Origin of the sequence: Schaalia sp. lx-260 (assembly GCF_021083645.1) — a bacterium.
In the GTDB taxonomy this organism is placed as follows: Bacteria; Actinomycetota; Actinomycetes; order Actinomycetales; family Actinomycetaceae; genus Pauljensenia.
In genome coordinates this window covers 406,972-427,581 of sequence record NZ_JAJNRQ010000002.1, presented here as the reverse complement: position 1 = coordinate 427,581, position 20,610 = coordinate 406,972, and the positions used below count along the sequence as shown (strand labels likewise).

Below are 20,610 nucleotides of genomic sequence, written 5' to 3'. Positions count from 1 at the left end.
GGTTTTATCCACATAACTGTGATGAAGGTAAGAAAGAGTATCGCGTACTGCTATTGTGGGAAGGAAGTTAATCCTTTAAGGATCGTCCAGAGAGGCGGAAAGGAGAGGACTGTGGCTACCGCATACGCTGAGTCGCACTATAAAGAAGTCCTTGGATCACAGGACATTGGACGCTCGTTGAAGCGTATCGCATACGAAATTATTGAAAAGAATCCTACGGGTAATCTTGTCATCGCCGGTATTCCCACAGGCGGCGCATACTTGGCAGAACGTCTGGTGGACATTTTAGGTCATATCACTGACACAACGATTGACCTCGCAATTATCGACACGACGATGTACCGCGATGATTTGGCACATCAACCACTGCGCGCGCCAAAAAACACTCATGTTCCCTCTGAAGGAATTGAAGGTCGGACAGTCATCCTCGTCGATGATGTCCTATACACGGGACGCACAATTAAAGCTGCACTTGATGCCCTCAGCACAATTGGGCGAGCCAGTAGCGTGCAACTTGCAGTGCTTGTTGACCGCGGACATCGTGAATTACCGATACGTCCAGACTATGTTGGAAAAAACTTACCCACATCACGCCTAGAAACTGTGACGATACTTTTAGAAGAAAAAGACGGACGCGATGCCGTGCTTCTTGGAAAGAAAGGCTAAGCCGTGGGCCTCAAACATCTGATCTCTATTCGTGACCTTGACTACCGTGAAGCAGTACTCATACTGGACACCGCTGAACACATGGCAGCTACACAATCACGCCAAGTCAAGAAACTACCAACACTGCATGGGCGCACAGTAGTTAACCTCTTTTTTGAGGACTCCACACGTACACGTCTATCTTTTGAGGCAGCTGCCAAACGATTAAGCGCTGATGTGATTAACTTTTCCGCTAGAGGATCCTCAGTATCTAAAGGCGAATCCTTAAAAGATACAGCACTCACGCTACAAGCAATGGGAGCAGATGCAGTCATTGTGCGCCACCCATCCTCAGGTGCAGCACACCGCTTAGCACATGCCGGATGGATGAACCTCCCCGTACTGAACGCAGGGGATGGGACACACCAACACCCCACACAAGCTCTATTAGATGCCATGACACTACGGCGGCATTTCATAGGCCGTACCACAGGTGGCACCGGCAAGGAAATAAGCGCCCCTATTCTTGAAGGTAGCGACCTTGCAGGTGCTCGCGTCGTCATCGTAGGCGACGTTTTACACTCGCGCGTTGCACGTTCCAACGTTGACTTACTGAGCCTCCTCGGAGCCGAAGTCACACTGGTCGCGCCACCGACATTACTTCCTGTTGGCAGCGAAAACTGGAACTGCCACATCGATTACGACCTTGACCATGCGATCGCATCCAATCCGGATGCCATCATGATGCTTCGTGTCCAGCGAGAACGTATGAGCGGAGCAGGTGGAGGATTCTTCCCTTCACCTGGCGAATACCACTCAGCCTACGGACTGACACATCAACGGTTCGCAGCCCTTTCAGATCATTGCATTGTCATGCACCCGGGACCTATGAATCGCGGCCTTGAAATCTGCGCAGAAGCAGCAGATTCCCCACGTTCCGTTGTTGTTGAACAAGTATCTAATGGCGTATGCATCCGCATGGCCGCTCTTTACCTGCTGCTTGCCCCCGAAGGAGCCTCCCATGACTAACACCCACACGCGCGATACGTTGATTACTGCCGCAGACCTCACCGGTCACGGCCGCAGCGATCTGCTTATACGTGAAGGCACTATTATCGCCCTCGGTAAAGATGCCCGTGAACAGGCCAATGATCCTCACATAATAGATGCAGATGGTCTGATTGCTTTGCCTGGACTCGTTGATCTGCATACTCACCTGCGTGAGCCAGGACAAGAAGACGCAGAAACAGTATTTACCGGTACGCGTGCTGCCGCTGTCGGCGGATATACAGCAGTCCACGCAATGGCAAATACAACACCGGTTGCTGATACTGCATCAGTTGTTGAACAAGTATGGCAATTGGGACGCAAAGCCGGATGGGTAGATGTACGTCCCGTAGGTGCAGTCACCGTAGGGCTTGAAGGAAAACGTCTTTCCGCAATGGGAGCAATGGCTCGTTCACGAGCAGCCGTTCGAATGTTTTCCGATGACGGCAAATGTGTATCTGATCCGGTGCTCATGCGCCGCGCACTTGAATACGTGAAAGCTTTTGACGGTGTGGTTGCTCAACATGCGCAAGATCCTGAACTCACAGACGGTGCTCAAATGAATGAGTCGCCTCTATCCGGAGAACTCGGGCTTACTGGATGGCCAGCTGTCGCAGAAGAAGCCATTATTGCTCGCGATGTTCTTCTAGCGAAACATGTGGGTTCACGATTGCATGTATGCCATTTATCCACTGCAGGGTCAGTAGACATTGTGCGCTGGGCAAAACGTATGGGGGTTCAGGTGAGCGCGGAAGTAACTCCGCATCATCTTTTTCTCACAGAGGAACGTGCCACCACTTATGACCCCTTGTACAAGGTGAACCCGCCTTTGCGTTCTGCAGAAGATGTGGAAGCAGTGCGTGAAGGCTTAGCTGATGGGACGATTGATGCCATTGGAACAGACCATGCGCCGCATCCTCTGGAATCAAAAGATTGCGAATGGCAAGCAGGTGCCTTCGGTATGACCGGTTTAGAAACAGCGCTCCCTGTTGTTATTGCCACAATGGTAGAGACTGGACGTTTCACTTGGGCTGACGTGGCACGTGTCATGTCCATAACTCCTGCGCGGATTGGCCGTGTGCATACTCAAGGGCAGGGCTTAAATGTTGGGGCACCTGCTCATGTGACATTACTTGATCCTAGTATTCGTCGTGTTGTTGACCCGCATAGTCAATGGACACGCTCATCGAATAGTCCATTCGTGGGAGCAGAATTACCAGGACAAGTCCTCTATACCTTCTACGCTGGTCAACCGACTGTTGCTCTCGGTGTTCCCCTTGAGAAAGAAAGCCGATGAAAACTTTTACTCACTTCATTTCTGACGAAACAGATCCTGCCCTCCTAGTTCTTGAAGACGGAACTATTTACCAGGGGAAAGCATGGGGAAGCCGTGGGCGCACACTCGGTGAACTTGTTTTTTCCACGGGTATGACGGGATATCAAGAAACTTTGACAGACCCTTCATATCACCGACAAATCGTTGTCATGACAGCGCCTCATATTGGAAATACAGGTGTCAATGATGAGGACCCTGAATCACAGCGCGTATGGGTTGCTGGCTTTGTTGTCCGTGATCCTGCTCGACATCCTTCAAATTGGCGAGCACAACGCAGCCTTGAAGAAGAACTTATCGCGCATCATATTGTCGGTATTAGCGGAGTCGATACCCGTGCCATCACACGTCATATCCGCTCTCATGGGGCAATGAAGGCCGGTATTTTTTCCGGTAACGCGCTGCCTGCAGGTGCTGACCATATGAGTGAGCAAGCAAAAGAAGCCCTAGTCCGTATTGTTGTTGAACAACCACATATGGCAGGTGCAGAGCTGGCAAGTGAAGTTTCTACACACGATACCTACATATATGAACCGTCAGGACAATATGAGGGCTGCGAACCTGTCGCCACAATTGTTGCTGTTGACCTTGGAATCAAGTCACGTACACCGGAGCATTTCGCAAATAGGGGAGCGCGTGTCCTTGTTGTCCCACACACTATTACTTTTGCTCAGCTCCTTGCGTTGAATCCTGATGGAGTGTTCTTCTCAAATGGTCCGGGTGACCCATCCTCAGCAGAACATGAAATTGAACTTTTACGTAACGTCCTTGATGAACAAATCCCATTTTTCGGTATCTGCTTTGGACACCAGCTTTTTGGGCGTGCCTTAGGATATGGCACATATAAATTGACTTTTGGGCATCGTGGTGTCAATCAGCCTGTGAAAGAATTGGCTACCGGCCGTGTTGAAATAACTGCGCAAAATCATGGTTTTGCGGTGGATGCGCCAAGTAATGCTCCTTCACGTGCTCCTTTCGATGGGGGACGATATGGAGATGTTGAAGTCACACATGTGTGTCTTAATGATGGTGTCGTTGAGGGGATTCGCACTCTTGAACGCCCTGCTTTTTCTGTGCAATACCATCCAGAAGCGGCCGCAGGCCCACATGATGGTGAGCACCTTTTTGATCGTTTTATCGCTATGATGCGTGACCACAAGAAAGGCTAATCATGCCCCGTCGAACTGACATCCATTCGGTTCTCGTCATTGGCTCAGGTCCTATCGTTATCGGTCAGGCATGTGAATTTGACTATTCAGGAACACAAGCATGTCGTGTCCTTAAGGAAGAAGGCTTGCGTGTCGTCTTGTTAAATTCAAATCCGGCGACAATCATGACTGATCCCAGTATGGCTGATGCAACATATGTTGAACCTATTAATACAGAAGTACTGACAGCGATTATTGAAAAAGAACGGCCTGATGCGCTCTTGCCTACCCTTGGTGGGCAAACCGCTTTGAATGCGGCGATTGCTTTAGCTGAGGCTGGGGTTTTAGAAAAATACAATGTGGAGTTGATCGGTGCTTCTATTGAGGCAATTCGCGCTGGTGAAGATCGTGATATTTTCCGTGACATTGTGGAGCGATGTGGGGCCGAGGTAGCGCGTTCATTTATTGCACATTCGATGGAGGAGTGTCATCAGGCTGCTGCTGAATTAGGCTACCCACTGGTGGTTCGTCCTTCTTTTACTATGGGAGGTCAAGGATCCGGTTTTGCTTATACTCCGCAAGATCTTGAACGTATTGCTGGTCAAGGTTTAGCTGATTCTTTGACCACTGAGGTACTTCTTGAGGAATCTATTCTCGGGTGGAAAGAGTATGAGCTGGAGCTTATGCGTGATACTGCCGATAACGTGGTGGTGGTGTGTTCCATTGAGAATGTGGATCCTGTGGGTGTGCATACGGGTGATTCCATTACTGTGGCTCCGGCTTTGACGTTAACGGACCGTGAACTTCAGCGTCTGCGTGATATTGGTATTGCGGTGATTCGTGAGGTGGGGGTTGACACGGGTGGATGTAATATTCAGTTTGCTGTGCACCCAGAAACCGGTCGCATCATTGTTATTGAAATGAATCCTCGTGTTTCTAGGTCTTCAGCCTTGGCTTCAAAAGCGACAGGTTTCCCTATTGCAAAAATTGCTGCTCGTCTGGCAACGGGCTACACATTGGATGAAATTCCAAATGATATTACGCAATCAACGCCTGCTTCTTTTGAGCCGACGTTGGATTATGTGGTGGTGAAGGTTCCACGCTTCACATTTGAAAAATTCCCTGACGCTGATCCGACCCTGACAACTTCTATGAAAGCTGTGGGTGAGGCAATGGCGATTGGGCGTAACTACACGGAAGCTTTGCAAAAAGCACTGCGTTCCATTGATAAAGGAAGCGTTCAATTCCATTGGAATGGTCCGGTACCGACTCCCGAGCATACTGCTGAATTGGTGCGTTCGTGTGCGATTCCTACCGAGGGACGTCTTGTTCAGATACAGCAAGCTATTCGTGGTGGTGCCTCTATTGAAGAACTCTATGAGGCAACGAAGATTGATCCGTGGTTTCTTGACCAAATGGTTCTTCTTGACGAAGTGGCGACTCGAATACGTCAGGCAAAGGCTCTTTCACCTGATGTGCTTTTTGAGGCCAAAAGGCATGGTTTCTCTGATGTGCAGATTGCTGAGCTTCGAGGTTTGTCGCAGGCAACTGTTCGTGAGATTCGCACAGCTTTTGGTATTCATCCCGTCTACAAGACAGTAGATACGTGCGCCGGTCAATTCCAAGCCCGTACTCCTTATCATTATTCTTCTTATGATGAGGAAAATGAGGTAGTTTCGCGTGAGCGTGAAGCGGTCATTATTTTAGGTGCAGGACCTAATCGTATTGGTCAAGGAATTGAATTTGATTATTCCTGTGTCCATGCGACGATGGCTTTGCGGGAACGTTTTGACACGATTATGGTGAACTGTAATCCAGAGACTGTGTCAACGGATTACGATATTTCAGATCGTTTGTATTTTGAGCCTTTGACTCTTGAAGATGTTCTTGAGGTATATCGAGCTGAGTGTGTGGCAGGCCCGGTACGTGGTGTGATTGTGCAGTTAGGTGGGCAAACACCTTTGTCTTTGGCGGAAGATTTAGAGGCTGCGGGTGTGCCGATTTTAGGGACAAGTCCGGCATCTATTGCTTTAGCTGAAGATCGTGAGGCTTTCGGTCAGGTTTTGGCTGCGACAGATTGTCCTGCTCCTGCTCATGATGTGGCGCATACACCTGAGCAGGTATTAGCTGTAGCTGAGCGTGTGGGGTATCCGGTGCTCGTGCGCCCAAGTTTTGTTTTGGGTGGGCGTGGCATGGAGATCATCAATGACGTTGCTGCGTTGCGAACGTATCTTGATCGTCCTGATATGCCGACTCTTTTGGAACGTGGTCCTTTGTTGATTGACCGTTTCCTTGATGCTGCAATTGAAATTGATGTGGATGCTCTTTTCGATGGGACGGACCTTTTTATGGGGGCCGTTATGGAGCATATTGAAGAGGCCGGGATTCATTCGGGTGATTCATCGTGCGTATTGCCGCCGATGACTCTTTCTGAACGTGAGATTCAACGAATCACACATTCGACGGAGCAGATTGCGCGAGGCGTGGGTGTGCGTGGTTTGTTGAATATTCAGTTTGCCTTGGTATCCGATACTTTGTATGTCATTGAGGCAAATCCGCGTGCCTCACGTACAGTACCGTTTGCTTCTAAGGCGACGGGTGTGCCTTTGGCTCAAGCTGCGGCGCTTATTCAGGTGGGTGAAAGTATCGCGTCTTTGCGTCAGGCCGGTGTGTTGCCGCTCGAGGATGCACGGTATTTACGTGAGGATACGTCAATTTCTGTTAAAGCAGCAGTCATGCCATTTCGTCGTTTCCGTCGTGCTGATGGTTCTGTTGTGGATACTCTTTTGGGACCTGAGATGCGTTCGACGGGTGAGGTGATGGGAATTGATTGGAATTTCCCTGTTGCTTTCGCGAAATCTCAGTCAGCTGCGATTACTGATTTCCCGACGGGTGGGAAAGTGTTTTTGTCGATTGCTGATTCCGATAAACGAGCAATGGTTTTCCCTGCTTTGCGTATGCAGGAATTGGGTTTCACCATTGCAGCTACTCAGGGAACGGCTTCGGTTTTACGTCGTAATGGTATTGCAGCTCAGGTTGTTCGTAAGTCATCGGAGGGAGCTGGACCTGATGGGGAACCGACGGTGGTGGACCTTATTTCACGAGGTGAATTCGACATTATTGTGAATACTCCTCAGACTTCGTCGCATCGTCATGATGGCTACCGAATACGGACGGCTGCAAGTGCTAATAACAAGATAGTTATTACGACGGTTCAGGCTTTCCATGCTGCTGTTCAAGCAATGGAGGCGCGTACTCGGGGTTCGTATCAGGTGCGTTCGCTGCAGGAATGGGATGAGATTCGTAGGAAAGCGTGATGGGTATGGGTATTTCTTTTGGTGATCGGTTATATGAAGCAATGGGCCTGTATGGTCCAGTGTGTGTGGGTATTGACCCGCATCCGGCTTTGCTGCGTGATTGGGGGCTGTCGTGCTCAGCTCAGGGGGTTCGTGATTTTGGACTTCGACTCATTGATGCTTTAGGAGGTCACGTTGCTGCTGTGAAACCGCAGGTCGCTTTTTTTGAGGAGTATGGCAGTGCTGGTGTGGCGGCTTTAGAAGAGGTGATTGCAGCCTGTCGCGCTACAGGTACTTTATGTATCGTGGATGCGAAGCGGGGTGATATCGGCTCAACAATGATGGGCTATGCTCGCGCGTTTTTGTCTGATGATTCTGCGCTGGCCGGTGATGCAGTGACTTTATCGCCCTATGTGGGGGTGGGGGCTTTGATGCCTGCTTTAGAAATGGCTGGTCAAAGTGGTCGAGGTGTTTTTGTTTTGGGTTTGACATCGAATCCTGAGGGTATGTCTATTCAGCATTGTAGGGATGAGGGTGGAGAATCAGTAGCTGCGAAAGTGATGTCAGAAGTTTCACGCAAGAATATGGACTATGAATTTAATCACAGTGGTCCTTTTGGTGTTGTTGTTGGTGCAACCGTGGGCTCAGCTTTACGGCAGTTTTTAGTTAATTCTTCAGATTTTTCTGGGATTTTTCTTGCTCCAGGGGTGGGCGCTCAAGGAGCTGGATCAGCTGAGGTCAGGGCGGTTTTTGGCAAGATGATTGATCGCGTTTTAATTTCAACATCTCGCGCTGTGTTGAGTGCAGGTCCCTCAAAAGAGGCTCTGTGCGAGGCCTATGAAAAAACTCGATCTTCTTTGAGTCTTTAAGTAAAAATCAGCGAATTTTCATCTATTTATTACACAAAACTAGTCTCTTAGTGGCATGCTGTCTGTCATAAGAACCTAGGCAACATTTAGGAGGATCTTATGGCTGCCCTACCAGACTTGACTCCGCAACAGCGGGCTGAAGCGCTCGTAAAGGCAACCGCTGCACGTCGACGTCGAGCAGAGGTAAAAATTGCGCTAAAAAGTCGTCACATGACTTTTTCTGAGGTGCTTGATTTAGCTCAGACTGATGAAGCACTCGCAAAAATGAAAGTGGTAACACTCCTTGAGTCGCTGCCTCGTGTGGGTGTGAATACGGCTGCACAAATCATGACGGAAGTAGGCATCGCCCCTTCGCGTCGTGTCCGTGGATTAGGGTCTGTACAACGAGAAGCTCTTATTGCTCGTTTCGGCTGAAGCCCATAAGTCGTGGGATGATGGGGATATGGCTTCTTCGCAACTTATCGTCCTCGCAGGTCCAACAGCGGTCGGGAAGGGGACAGTGACACGTGCTCTTCTCGACCGTTATCCACAGGTCGTTCTCACCGTTTCTGCGACAACACGCCCTCCTCGCCCCGATGAAATAGATGGTGTTCACTATCATTTCATCTCTGAAGAAGAATTTGATGCCCTCATTGATTCTGGTGGAATGCTGGAATACGCGATTGTTCACGGGCATCATAAATATGGCACCTTACGAGCTCCTGTAGAAGAAGCTTTACGTCAAGGTCGCTGTGTGCTTTTAGAAATAGATCTTGATGGTGCGCGTCAGGTGCGCCGTAGTCAACCGGATGCTTTATGCGTGTTCCTTGCCCCGCCCTCATGGGAAGAATTGGAACGTCGTTTAATTGGACGCGGAACGGAAAATCCCCAAGAACAAGCGCGACGTTTACAAACTGCTCGTGTGGAAATGGCTGCGCAAGATGAATTCGATGTAACTGTGACCAATGACGACATTGACACAGCGGTATTAGAACTGGCTCACTTGATGGGGCTAGAGTAAAATCAACACCCGTGACTTTTATGTTCCCCGCAAGTCGGGAACACTCACACCTAGGAGGGGCTAAATGTCTGGAATTGTTGCGCAACCACAGGGGATTACTTCTCCGCCAATTGACGATTTACTTGAACATGTTGATTCAAAGTATGCGCTCGTGATTTTTGCCGCTCGACGTGCGCGTCAAATCAATTCCTACAATCAACAACTGGAACAGAATATGATCCAGTTCGTTGGACCGGTTGTTGAAAGTGATCCTCACGAAAAGCCTCTGGCAATCGCCCTACGGGAAATTAATGAGGGCTTATTAGCTCTCGACGTGCAATCACATTCCTGACACAAGGTGTTGCCACTATGTCCGCTACCATTATCCTCGGTGTTGGTGCGGGCATAGCTGCGTATAAAGCCGCGTATATTCTGCGTGAATTTACCCGTGCGGGACATACCGTACATGTGGTCCCGACACCGGCTTCGTTGAAATTTGTCGGTGAAGCGACCTGGAGTTCCCTGAGCCAAAATCCTGTACATACGGGTGTATTTGATACCGGCGACGCCGATCATGTGGAACTTGCGCGACGTGCAGATCTTATCGTCATCGCACCTGCAACAGCTGATCTCATTGCCCGTATTCGGCTTGGTCAAGCTGATGATCTGCTGACAACAACAGTTCTTGCATCCTCATCTCCTGTGCTCCTGGCCCCTGCGATGCACACCGCCATGTGGACTCATCCAGCCACTCAAGACAATATAGCGACCCTGCAACAACGTGGTATTCACATATGCGAACCAGAGGAAGGGCCTCTCGGATCAGGTGACTACGGTAAAGGACGACTGGCGGATCCTCATATAATCGCGGAAAAAGCATTCTCCCTCCTGCAAAAAACCGAGAGTGATAGACGCCGATCTGAACAGCCTCTACAGGGGCGACATATTGTGATCACCGCAGGGGGAACACGTGAACCCATTGATCCAGTGCGCTACATCGGCAATATTTCCACAGGACGTCAAGGTTGTGCCTTCGCACAAGCAGCATTAGATATGGGAGCACAAGTCACACTCATTGCCTCTCATGTTGCCCCTGATCTTTTACCGACAGGTAAGGCGCTCACACTGATCGCAACATCAACGGCTGCAGATATGGAACGTGAAGTTTTCGCCCACATCCATACAGCTGATGCCCTCATCATGACTGCTGCTGTTGCGGATTTTCGACCACAAAATACTCAATCTGTAAAAATAAAAAAAGATCCTCACACGGATGAAGCGCCAGTACTCGCATTGGAACGCACGACAGACATATTAGCCACCGTATGCGCACATCCTGATCGTCCTTCACTTGTTATCGGTTTTGCAGCGGAAACAGGGTCAGCGGCTACCGTTCGGCGCTACGGCATTGAAAAAGCACGACGTAAAGGTGCTGACTTTATTGCAGTAAACCGTGTAGGCGAGGGGCATGGATTTGGTGACGTTCCCAATGAGGTATATCTCATGAACGGGGAAGGAAATGAAGTAGCGCATTTTCGCGGAGAAAAGATCTGCGTAGCACGTGACATTCTTACGCATATGATACCCATGCTGGGTACGATAGATCAGTGACTTATCGACGACAGCTTTTTACATCAGAATCTGTGACTGAAGGACATCCAGATAAAGTCTGTGATCGTATTTCTGATGCAATCCTCGACGCTTTACTTACCTCAGATCCGGCTGCCCGTGTTGCGGTTGAAACAATGGCAACAACAGGACTCATACATGTTGCTGGTGAAGTAACCACAGAAAGCTATGTGGAAATACCGCAGATAGTACGAGATGAAATCTGTCGTATCGGATACACCTCATCAAAAGTAGGCTTCGATGGTTCCTCCTGCGGGGTGTCAATATCTATCGGGCAGCAAAGTTTAGATATTGCTGGAGGCGTTAACCATGCCCTTGAAGAACGCGATGAGGGCAGTGAAGAACTCTACGATAAACAAGGGGCTGGCGATCAAGGACTCATGTTCGGCTACGCCTGCCAAGACACGCCGGATCTGATGCCTGCACCCATTTGGTTAGCACATCGTTTAGCGCAACGACTCGCTGATGTGCGCCACAGTGGTGAAGTTGAAGGCTTACGGCCAGATGGTAAAACACAAGTGACGTTGGGATACGAAAATCATCAGCCAGTGAGTGTTGAAACGATTGTTGTATCCACTCAGCATGATGAAAATTTGACACAAAAACATGTGCATGAAGTAGTGAAACGTCATGTTATTGACCCTGTGCTTGAGCAAAGTGGACTGAAGCTTGACACGGCAGATATGAAGATTTTAGTGAATCCATCAGGGCGTTTTGTTATTGGTGGCCCAGCAGGGGATGCCGGATTAACCGGACGGAAAATCATCGTTGACACCTACGGTGGAATGGCCCGTCACGGTGGAGGAGCTTTCTCTGGTAAAGATCCATCGAAAGTTGATCGTTCTGCTGCGTATGCGGCTCGATGGGTAGCAAAAAATATTGTTGCAGCTGGATTGGCTGCGCGTTGCGAAATTCAAGTGGCATATGCAATTGGTCGTGCCCGTCCCGTTGGTTTGTATGTGGATACCTTTGGAACAGGTCTTGTAAGCGATGAGCGGATCACTCAAGCCATTGAACGTGTTTTCGATTTGCGTCCGGCAGCGATGATTGCTGAACTTGACTTGCTACGCCCCATTTATCGGATGACCTCGGCATATGGACATTTTGGACGAGATATCTTCCCATGGGAACAGGTGAATCGTGTGGACGCTTTACAGGCAGAATGTGGCGTGTAAGTATGAACAGCCGTGAGGGAAATTCTCATATGAGTGATACGAATAAGGCATCTTTGACAGATAGCGACCCTCTAGCAGAAGGAAAAACTGATTCAGACCACGCTCCATCGTCGCTAGACCTTGTTCATAGCTTGGAAGGTCGTAGGTGGATTCGTCGTACAGCTACTGAAATGGCTGTCTCTGGCATCGTGGGTTTGTTTGCCTCTTTTGTGCTTTCTATTGAGGCATGGCAGCTTGCGCAAGATTCTTCTACGCGCTTTAGTTGCGATATTTCAGCGGTTTTATCATGTTCTGCGGTTGCGCAGTCTTGGCAAGCTACTTTGCTGGGTTTCCCTAATGCCTTCTTAGGTATTCTTTTTGAAACAGTTGTTCTTGCGGTGTCTGTCGCTCTGATCGCAGGTGTCCGTTTTCCGCGTTGGTACATGCTATGCGTTGAAGCCCTCTACTCAGTGGGTTTGTTCTTTGCTCTGTGGCTTTTTAGTCAGTCATATTTTGTTCTTCATGTCTTATGTCCATGGTGTTTACTTATCACAGTGACAACGACACTCGTATGGGCAGGACTAACACGTATTAACATTCGTCAAGGTATCGTGCCAGTTCCTGACTTTATTCGTCGCATGGTGCATATGGGTATGGATTGGGCTGTAACAGGATTATTCCTTTTCATCTTGGCAGCTATGGTTTTTGCCCGTTATGGGGTTTACCTATTGATGTGAGGTGTCAGCATAGGGCGTGAGTTTTTAGTGTTCACGTATATGGGTCACCCGTATTGGTATGTGCCGTGCTTCTTGCACGTATGTGTTCGTATGAAAGTGGAGAACGAGTATTTTCGTTTGTATGTGACACCTGCGGCCCGTCGCCTTGGGACGCAGATGTAGGTGGTATGTGGTCCAATGGATACCATGATGACATCACAGGTAGCCCTTCCCGGTATGGAGCCTCCACCGGTTGAAGAACAAGAGCTTGCTCACGTCATCGTTGATATTGATGTGCCTCACCTCGATTATCCGCTGGAATACAGCGTGCCACCAGACCTTGTTGAAGATGCGCTCGAAGGTAAGGCTGTGAGGGTATTCCTGGCCGGAAAGAAAAGGGCCGGATGGATTGTTCAGCGTATGCGAGGTATCCCTCAATCATCAACTATTCAAGCACTTGAGGAAGTGACCTCATATCTGCCAATTCTGACAGAATCACTGCACCGATCAGCTCGTGTTATTGCTGATAAACACGTTGCCACTTTGTCGCAAACACTCAGTTTGGCAATACCGAATCGCCATGTAAGGGCCGAAAAAGCAGTACTTCGTCAAAAGCCTCCTGTTTTTTCCACAATAAATACACCTGACGTTGGCATATGGGAAGGCTATGCTGGGGGAGCGGCACTGATACAGCATTTAGCTTCGGGACATTCACCGCGTGCTGTGTGGACGTGCGTGCCAGGGCATCGTGATCGTCAGCTCATATCGTTAATTCAGGCAACCTTGGCTTCGCGGCGATCAATTATTCTCATAGTTCCAACAGGCACGCTGGCTCAAAAACTGCGTGATCGTATATCAGAATACATACCAGAATCAATTGGATTACTGACATCACAAAGCCACGCAGCAGACCGACAGCGTATCTACTGTGAAAGCCTTTTAGGGCATATACGAATTGTTATCGGAACTCGTTCAGCAGTATGGACTCCAATGAAAAATCTTGGAGCAATTATTGTATGGGATGATGGAAATGATCTTTTACGTGAAATCCGTGCTCCGCGAACAGATGCCTTAGAAGTTGCTGTTACTCGCAGCCACATGGAAAACATCGCTTTGATCTGTGCTTCGTGGACGCGCTCTTTACGTGCGCAAGCCCTTGTGCGTTCAGGATGGGCGCGTGACATTGTTGCTGATTTACAGTTACGTCGTCGCACCACTGCGATTATTCGCGTACAAGATGAAAAAGAGATTGAACGTGAAGGACCCGCAGGAAAACATCGTTTACCACCTGCAGCAATGCGTTTAATACATGAGGGACTACAGCAAGGTCCAGTACTTATACACACGCCTTTTAGTGGGTATATTCCGATCACTGCGTGTGCGCATTGTCGTCAGCCAGCCCGTTGCCTGGCCTGTTCAGGGCCCGTGGAATATAACGCCTCAGGTTCACCTGCATGTACGTGGTGTGGGCGAGGCGAAGAAATCTGGCATTGCCGTTACTGTCAGAGCAGGAAGCTGCGTGCTGTGCGTATTGGCTCAGAACGTACCGCTGAGGAACTTGGACGTGCTTTTACAGGTTTTCCGCTCACTGTCTCATCAGCAGAGCGTGAAATCAGTCGGCACATTGACTCCACCCCGCGGATTGTTGTGTCCACACCAGGATGCGAACCAGAAGCAGAAAATGGCTATGCCGCTGTTCTTATACTTGACGCGCCAGCTGTTGCTGGACGTCCAGAACTATGGGCGCCAGAAGAAGCTATCCGCCGGTGGACATCTGCGCTTGTGCTTGCTCGGGCAGGGGCACCTGCGTTGATTACTGGGGGGCTTGAACCTTCATTTGCACAAAATCTTATCCGCTGGGATTTCGTTGATTTTGCCGACAGGTTACTTGATGAACGTGAAGCCCTAGGATACTTCCCGGCTGCCACAGTTGTCGCACTGGATGGGCAGGCCGCAGATGTGTACGCCATGGCAGATGCATGTGGGGGGGAGATTCTTGGAACAGTTTCCCGTCCCCCTCGCAAAGCAGAACAGCATGCAACGGTTCGTACCCTCGTGCGGTGGCCTAAAGAAACAACTTCTGACGGATTACATACATTAAAAACCCTTCAACAAATGCGTTCTTCACGGCACTTGCCTTTAGTGAAAATCACCGTGAATCCACCGGAGTTATTCTAAAAGTATTTTCTTTCCTCAGTTTCGACATGGAAAATACGTATCTGCGGATATGTGTCATTACTTTGCCGCACATGCTTGAATACACTATGAGCACGTCTCGAACGAAAAACCCGCGTAAAAGCGCTAAAGGAAGCGAAAGACGAGCGTTGATCGCCTGTCTAAAATTCAGGTCTGCTTGCCCATAACGGTACACTGTGGGAGTGCGTATTGTTTTCGCGGGAACTCCCGAAGTAGCCCTTCCAACACTTGAAAATCTTATCGCTTCATCACATGAGGTTATTGCAGTCATTACCCGACCGCCCTCACGTGTGGGGCGAGGACGCGGACTTCACCCCTCACCCGTTGCAGAATATGCTGCACGCGCCGGTATTTCCCTGATTGAAACATCCCACATGAAAGCACCGGAATTTGCGCATCATATGCGCGAGCTACACCCTGACTTAGGTGTTGTCGTTGCCTACGGTGGCCTAGTACCTTCAGAGGTTTTACAGATCCCGCGCTTTGGTTGGATTAACCTTCATTTTTCAGACCTCCCCCGGTGGCGAGGAGCCGCTCCTGTTCAATGGGCCATTCGCTCAGGGGACACAATGACTGCAAGCTGCGTATTCCAACTGGAAACAGGGTTAGACACCGGTCCTGTTTTCTCACGACAGTACATGCCGATCAGGGGTGAAAATACAGGTGAATTACTTGAAAAAATGTCTTTTACAGGTGCCCAACAAGTATGTGACGTGGTTGATTCTTTAGAAGCAGGAACGGCCATTGCCACACCGCAAAGTAGTGAAGGAATCACGAAAGCACGAATGCTGACACATGAAGACGGTTACGTGGATTTCGCAGATACTGCCGCACGTATCGACCAATGTATTCGTTCAGTAACACCAAATCCTGGAGCTTGGACTGTGTTGCCTGATGGTCGCAGGATGAAAATTGCCGCAGTCACACTAACTGATATTCCCAGTCCAGGTGTTGGAATTGTACGTGCGACAAAAAATACTCTTGAAGTTGGATGCACAGATACATGCCTGCGAATTGACACAGTAGCACCTGCCGGTAAAGGCTGGATGGACGGAGCAGCGTGGGCACGCGGAGCACGACCTGAAGCAGATTTTCGTCTGGGAGAGGCACGATAAAAATGTCCACACGGCCTTATTCACAGGGTTATCGTCCTCGCCAATTAGTTGATCGGCCGCGTCGCATTGCTTATGAAGTGATACGACAGGTACATGAGCAGGGAGCATACGCAAATATTGTGCTTCCTCAAGCCCTGCGTGAAGCCCAGCATGAGGCTGGCTTTGATGGGCGTGATGCGGCTTTTACCTCGGAACTTGTGTACGGAACACTGCGTACTCGCGGCTACCTTGATTGGGTTCTCGAACAGCATATGAATCGGGCGTTGAGCGCTGTAGACTCCGCTGTTGTTGATCTCTTACGTATGGGCGCGTATCAGTTGCTGTATATGCGTGTGCCAGAACATGCGGCGGTTGCAACAAGCGTGGATCTTGCCCGCGAAGTGAGTACTGATGGGCCAGCAAAATTTTGTAATGCGGTTCTTCGTTCTCTTACACGGCAAAGCCCAGAAGAACGTGCAGTTGTCCTCGAAAATATCATTGATGAAGATGAACGCCTTGCCATTGAGTACTCACATCCGCAATGGATGGTAAAAGAATTTCGTCGAGCACTTGAAATTCATAGTGGTGCGGCGCATGAGCTAAGGGATCTTTTAGCTGCTGACAATGAAGCGCCGATCGTGACCTTGGTTGCACGTCCAGGGCTTATTGAAACAGAAGATCTTGCTGATGAAGCCGAAGATTACTTACGTACTCGTGTGGCATTAGGCGATTTAAGCCCATACGCAGTTTTTATTGAGAACGGGGATCCTGCTCGTTTACCGTCAATTCGTTCTGCACATGCAGGAGCGCAAGATGAGGGTAGCCAATTGGCTGCTATTATTGCAGCTCAAGCACCTGTCATAGGTTCCGATCAGCGTTGGCTGGACTTATGTGCAGGGCCAGGAGGTAAAACAGCGCTTCTGGCTGCTCTGGGTGCAAAGCGTGGCGCACAGGTGGTAGCAAATGAAGTCCATCCTCATCGTGCGCGTTTAGTGGAGCGTGCTACTCGTGCTCTTGATAATGTGAATGTGCTTTGCGCAGATGGGCGTACTTTAGGAGGCCCAGCAACAGCATGGCCCTTCGGTTTCTTTGATCGTGTTCTGGTAGATGCTCCATGTTCTGGTATGGGATCTATGAGGCGACGACCAGAGTCACGGTGGAGGCGGCAAGAAAGCGACGTGGCTGAGCTTGTGGACTTGCAAAGTGCTTTGCTAGGTCGGGCTGTGCAATTATTACGTTCAGGCGGTGTTTTGACATATGTGACTTGTTCACCGCATGTTGCTGAGACTGTGCAGCAGGTGCATGCACTTGTTGCTGAGGGAAAGGTCGAGTTATTGGATACTGCTGCGATTGCTCATCAGTATTCATCTCATCCGATTGCGGGAATTTCTGAGGGAGAATCACGGCCGCAAGGTATCCAATTATGGGTTCATCGTCATGACACAGATTTGATGTACATTGCCGCTTTACGGAAGCTCTGAAACAGGTAAAATTGCTTTATGACTCATAGCACTATTTCTCCGTCAATTTTGAACTGTGATATTGGTGATCTACGTGGATCACTTGAACGAATTGCACATGCTGACCTTGTTCATGTGGATGTGATGGATAATCATTTTGTTCCAAATTTATCGTGGGGATTACCAATCGTTGAAGCAACGATACAGGCAAATATTTTGCCAGTGGATGCGCATTTGATGATTGAGGATCCTGACCGTTGGGCCCCAGGATATGCTGAAGCTGGTTGTGCTTCTGTTACTTTTCACGCTGAAGCGGTAACAGCTCCTGTGCGTTTAGCGCGTGAGTTGCGGCATTTAGGTGCTCGCGCGGGTTTAGCTTTGCGACCGGCAACGGATATTGCGCCTTTCGTTGATATTTTGCATGAATTTGACATGATCCTCATTATGACGGTGGAGCCGGGTTTCGGTGGTCAATCATTTATTGAGTCGATGATGCCGAAAGTACGTCGTACACGAGAAGCTATTCGCAGTGCTGAATTACCTGTGAGTATTCAAGTAGATGGTGGAATTTCACGTAAAACCATTGAAATGGCTGCGCAAGCGGGTGCTGATAATTTCGTTGCAGGTTCAGCGGTATTTAACGCAGAAGACGCGTATGCGGAAATTGAGGTTTTGCGCGAATTGGCTTCTCAGCACTGTCACTGAGCGTTTCAAGTAGGTGTGTGCCTGATTCTTTCGTGCGCATATTCGTACAGAACATGGCACAATAGCAGGGTGCTTCGGGGTCGGTGAAAATCCGAGCCGGCGGTGAAAGTCCGCGACCCGCCTACATGGTGGCTGAGTCGGTGAAATTCCGACACCGACGGTGAAAGTCCGGATGGGAGGAGTACGCAGGGCTACATGTGCCTGTATGTGCGTGTAGTCCGATACGTGCGCCCCGTATGCCGGAAAGGAACCGACGGTGGCGCGTTACCGTACAAGGAACAAGATAACGCTGGTGCTAGCTCCTGTTATTTTTGTGTTTCTTGTGCTTGCTGCATGGTGGTTTTTTACTTATTTTTCCGGTGTGGAAGCGTGGCGTTTACCTTCGCCTCATCAAGTTTTTGTACGTGGAACGGATATGCTCACTCACCTGTGGCTATGGCAGCGTGTAGGAGTCACTGCGTATGAAGCTATACTCGGTGCTGTTTTAGGTGCTGTATGTGCTTTACCGCTGAGCTGGATGATTTATCGTTCTGTCGTATTAGCTGCCGCAGTTGAGCCTTTTTTGGGGGCTACACAGGCTTTACCAGCGATCGCTGTGGCACCACTTCTGGTTCTCTGGTTGGGCTATGGGGTATGGGCTATTTCTGCGCTTTGTGCCTTGATGGTTTTTTTCCCAATTCTTGTATCCACAGTTTTAGGGCTCCGTCATATTGATCCGCAGGTATTAGAAGCTGCTGAACTTGATGGTGCTTCTGGATGGACATTATTGTGGACAATGGAAGCGCCTCTTGCAGCTCCTGCTATTTTGGCGGGTCTACGTAACGGCTTCACCTTATCTGTTACCGGAGCTGTTGTCGGTGAAATGGTGATGGGTGGGACAGGTCTTGGACAGGTTCTTGTTCAAGCGCGTACAAATGTAGATACAGCCTCTCTTTTTGTGACGATTTTCCTGCTCTGCGCAATGGCAACAGTAATTTACGTTACCGTGCATCGCATTGAACATCGCTATAGGCGTGATGCGCTTTCTTATTCGATGGGTTCACAATGAAAAAACACTCTATCCATTACGCTTTATCTGCTTTTCTTGTAGGGGTGATTCTTCTTGCTGTCACAGCGTGCGCAGGGGGGGTGCCTTCTGCGGAATCTGGTACTCAGCATGTGAAGCCCGCTGCCACGCCTTCAGGTAAAGATGTGATTTTAGGGTTGACTTATGTGCCAAATGTGCAGTTTTCGCCAGTGTATGTTGCTGCTGATAGTCAGGCTTATATGAATGCAGGTGCTCATGTGAAGCTTCGGCATCACGGGGCGGAGGAAGGGCTTTTTACGGCTCTTGTGTCGGGTCATGAAGATATGGTTCTGGCTTCAGGAGATGAGGTTTTGCAAGCGCGTGAAGCTGGAATGGATCTTGTGTCGGTGGGGACCTACTACAGGCGTTCACCGGTGGCTTTTATTGTGCCCGAAGAATCACAGCTTCACGATCTGCGTGATATTGCAGGTAAGCGCATAGGTATTCCCGGTGAATATGGTTCAAACTGGTTTGCATTGTTGGCAGTACTTGCAGATGTTGGTTTGACTCGTCAGGATGTGGAAATCATTCCGATTGGTTATACGCAGCAATCTGCCCTTGCTCAAGGTCAGGTGGATCTTGTTGTTGGTTTTTCTAATAATGACAAAGTTTTTATGCAACGTTCCGGTATGAATGTGCGCGAGTTACCTGTGGATTTTGCGCGTATCCCATTAGTTTCAGCTTCTTTGGTGACGACAAGTGCGTGGGCGCGTGCTCATCCTGATCTTGTGCGTGCGGTGCTGAATGGAACGCGACAAGGGATACAGCAGGTGATGACCCATCCTGAAGAAGGTATTGAGGCAACTCAGCGTCAAGATCCGTCTTTAAGTAGTGAAGGCTTGCAGACGGCTCGTGAGGTTTTAGCGGCTACTCTTCCGCTTTTTATGGGTGACGATGGCTCTGTGTCATTGAAGCAAGATATGGAATTATGGCAGCGTATGGGAGATTTTTTCGCCGAGATTCCAGATATTTTGTCAGGGGCTGTTCATGTGGATCTTGCAGTGACAAATATGTATGTGGAATAAAGGGAAACTCAAGGATATGTGAAGCGTCGTGTCAAAATATGGGACGCGTGCACGTCGTTTCGGACCTTGAGTGCTTATGTGTCGTTTGAGTGCTCATATGCTTCATATACGTGCTGTTATATGCGGAGTATCTCGGATGAGATATGTGTGAATTTCGCAGATTTTTTATGTACCTGCCGCTGTGAACTGTGCTACTTAGAGTATTCATTCGTTGAGCAATTGTTGAAATTTTAGTATCTTCATTCATG

The 20,610-nt window shown here is 49.2% G+C and carries 18 protein-coding genes and 1 riboswitch; all 18 genes read left to right on the top strand.

The annotated features are described in order from the left end of the window. Positions 1–111 precede the first annotated feature (111 nt). The 18 genes from pyrR (at position 112) to LRP57_RS03780 (ending at position 20,362) form a co-directional block, all read left to right on the top strand. Positions 112–666, top strand: coding sequence for a bifunctional pyr operon transcriptional regulator/uracil phosphoribosyltransferase PyrR (gene pyrR / locus LRP57_RS03865; protein WP_231205203.1), 555 nt, complete (start codon positions 112–114; stop codon positions 664–666). A gap of 3 nt (positions 667–669) precedes the next feature. Continuing rightward, complete coding sequence (locus tag LRP57_RS03860) at positions 670–1,674, top strand: aspartate carbamoyltransferase catalytic subunit (protein ID WP_231205202.1); 1,005 nt, start codon at positions 670–672, stop codon at positions 1,672–1,674. Continuing rightward, positions 1,667–2,989 carry a dihydroorotase gene (locus LRP57_RS03855; RefSeq protein WP_231205201.1) on the top strand — a complete coding sequence of 441 codons (1,323 nt, stop codon included), beginning with the start codon at positions 1,667–1,669 and terminating at the stop codon, positions 2,987–2,989. The genes LRP57_RS03860 and LRP57_RS03855 overlap by 8 nt, the downstream gene beginning before the upstream one ends. Next, a complete protein-coding gene (carA, locus tag LRP57_RS03850) occupies positions 2,986–4,194 on the top strand; it encodes a glutamine-hydrolyzing carbamoyl-phosphate synthase small subunit (RefSeq protein ID WP_231205200.1) in 1,209 nt (402 codons plus the stop codon). The genes LRP57_RS03855 and carA overlap by 4 nt, the downstream gene beginning before the upstream one ends. Before the next feature lie 2 nt (positions 4,195–4,196). Beyond that, a complete protein-coding gene (gene carB / locus LRP57_RS03845) occupies positions 4,197–7,490 on the top strand; it encodes a carbamoyl-phosphate synthase large subunit (RefSeq protein ID WP_231205199.1) in 3,294 nt (1,097 codons plus the stop codon). Between the two features lie 5 nt (positions 7,491–7,495). After that, positions 7,496–8,338, top strand: a complete 843-nt coding sequence (gene pyrF, locus LRP57_RS03840; RefSeq protein WP_231205198.1) for an orotidine-5'-phosphate decarboxylase — start codon at positions 7,496–7,498, stop codon at positions 8,336–8,338. 99 nt (positions 8,339–8,437) lie between these two features. Continuing rightward, positions 8,438–8,752 (top strand): integration host factor, actinobacterial type, encoded by a 315-nt coding sequence (gene mihF, locus LRP57_RS03835; RefSeq protein ID WP_231205197.1) that lies wholly within the window; start codon positions 8,438–8,440, stop codon positions 8,750–8,752. Between the two features lie 28 nt (positions 8,753–8,780). Next, positions 8,781–9,338: a guanylate kinase gene (gmk, locus tag LRP57_RS03830; protein WP_231205196.1), complete on the top strand. Its 558-nt coding sequence runs from the start codon at positions 8,781–8,783 to the stop codon at positions 9,336–9,338. A gap of 64 nt (positions 9,339–9,402) precedes the next feature. Beyond that, positions 9,403–9,669 (top strand): DNA-directed RNA polymerase subunit omega, encoded by a 267-nt coding sequence (rpoZ, locus tag LRP57_RS03825; RefSeq protein ID WP_231205195.1) that lies wholly within the window; start codon positions 9,403–9,405, stop codon positions 9,667–9,669. A gap of 17 nt (positions 9,670–9,686) precedes the next feature. Then, positions 9,687–10,928 carry a bifunctional phosphopantothenoylcysteine decarboxylase/phosphopantothenate--cysteine ligase CoaBC gene (coaBC, locus tag LRP57_RS03820; protein WP_231205194.1) on the top strand — a complete coding sequence of 414 codons (1,242 nt, stop codon included), beginning with the start codon at positions 9,687–9,689 and terminating at the stop codon, positions 10,926–10,928. Next, entirely contained in the window at positions 10,925–12,121 is a 1,197-nt protein-coding gene (gene metK, locus LRP57_RS03815; protein ID WP_231205193.1) for a methionine adenosyltransferase, read from the top strand. The genes coaBC and metK overlap by 4 nt, the downstream gene beginning before the upstream one ends. A gap of 170 nt (positions 12,122–12,291) precedes the next feature. Next, positions 12,292–12,837, top strand: a complete 546-nt coding sequence (locus LRP57_RS03810) for a vitamin K epoxide reductase family protein (protein WP_231205246.1) — start codon at positions 12,292–12,294, stop codon at positions 12,835–12,837. 186 nt (positions 12,838–13,023) lie between these two features. Continuing rightward, on the top strand, positions 13,024–14,994 hold the full coding sequence (locus LRP57_RS03805) for a primosomal protein N' (protein WP_231205192.1): 1,971 nt from the start codon (positions 13,024–13,026) through the stop codon (positions 14,992–14,994). A gap of 200 nt (positions 14,995–15,194) precedes the next feature. Next, a complete protein-coding gene (fmt, locus tag LRP57_RS03800) occupies positions 15,195–16,127 on the top strand; it encodes a methionyl-tRNA formyltransferase (RefSeq protein WP_231205191.1) in 933 nt (310 codons plus the stop codon). A 2-nt stretch (positions 16,128–16,129) separates the two neighbouring features. Next, a complete protein-coding gene (locus LRP57_RS03795; protein WP_231205190.1) occupies positions 16,130–17,587 on the top strand; it encodes a transcription antitermination factor NusB in 1,458 nt (485 codons plus the stop codon). A gap of 18 nt (positions 17,588–17,605) precedes the next feature. After that, complete coding sequence (gene rpe / locus LRP57_RS03790; RefSeq protein ID WP_231205189.1) at positions 17,606–18,271, top strand: ribulose-phosphate 3-epimerase; 666 nt, start codon at positions 17,606–17,608, stop codon at positions 18,269–18,271. Between the two features lie 66 nt (positions 18,272–18,337). After that, positions 18,338–18,459: riboswitch (FMN riboswitch) on the top strand. Between the two features lie 119 nt (positions 18,460–18,578). Continuing rightward, a complete protein-coding gene (locus LRP57_RS03785) occupies positions 18,579–19,319 on the top strand; it encodes an ABC transporter permease (protein ID WP_442984705.1) in 741 nt (246 codons plus the stop codon). Continuing rightward, complete coding sequence (locus LRP57_RS03780) at positions 19,316–20,362, top strand: ABC transporter substrate-binding protein (protein WP_231205187.1); 1,047 nt, start codon at positions 19,316–19,318, stop codon at positions 20,360–20,362. The genes LRP57_RS03785 and LRP57_RS03780 overlap by 4 nt, the downstream gene beginning before the upstream one ends. Positions 20,363–20,610 lie beyond the last annotated feature (248 nt).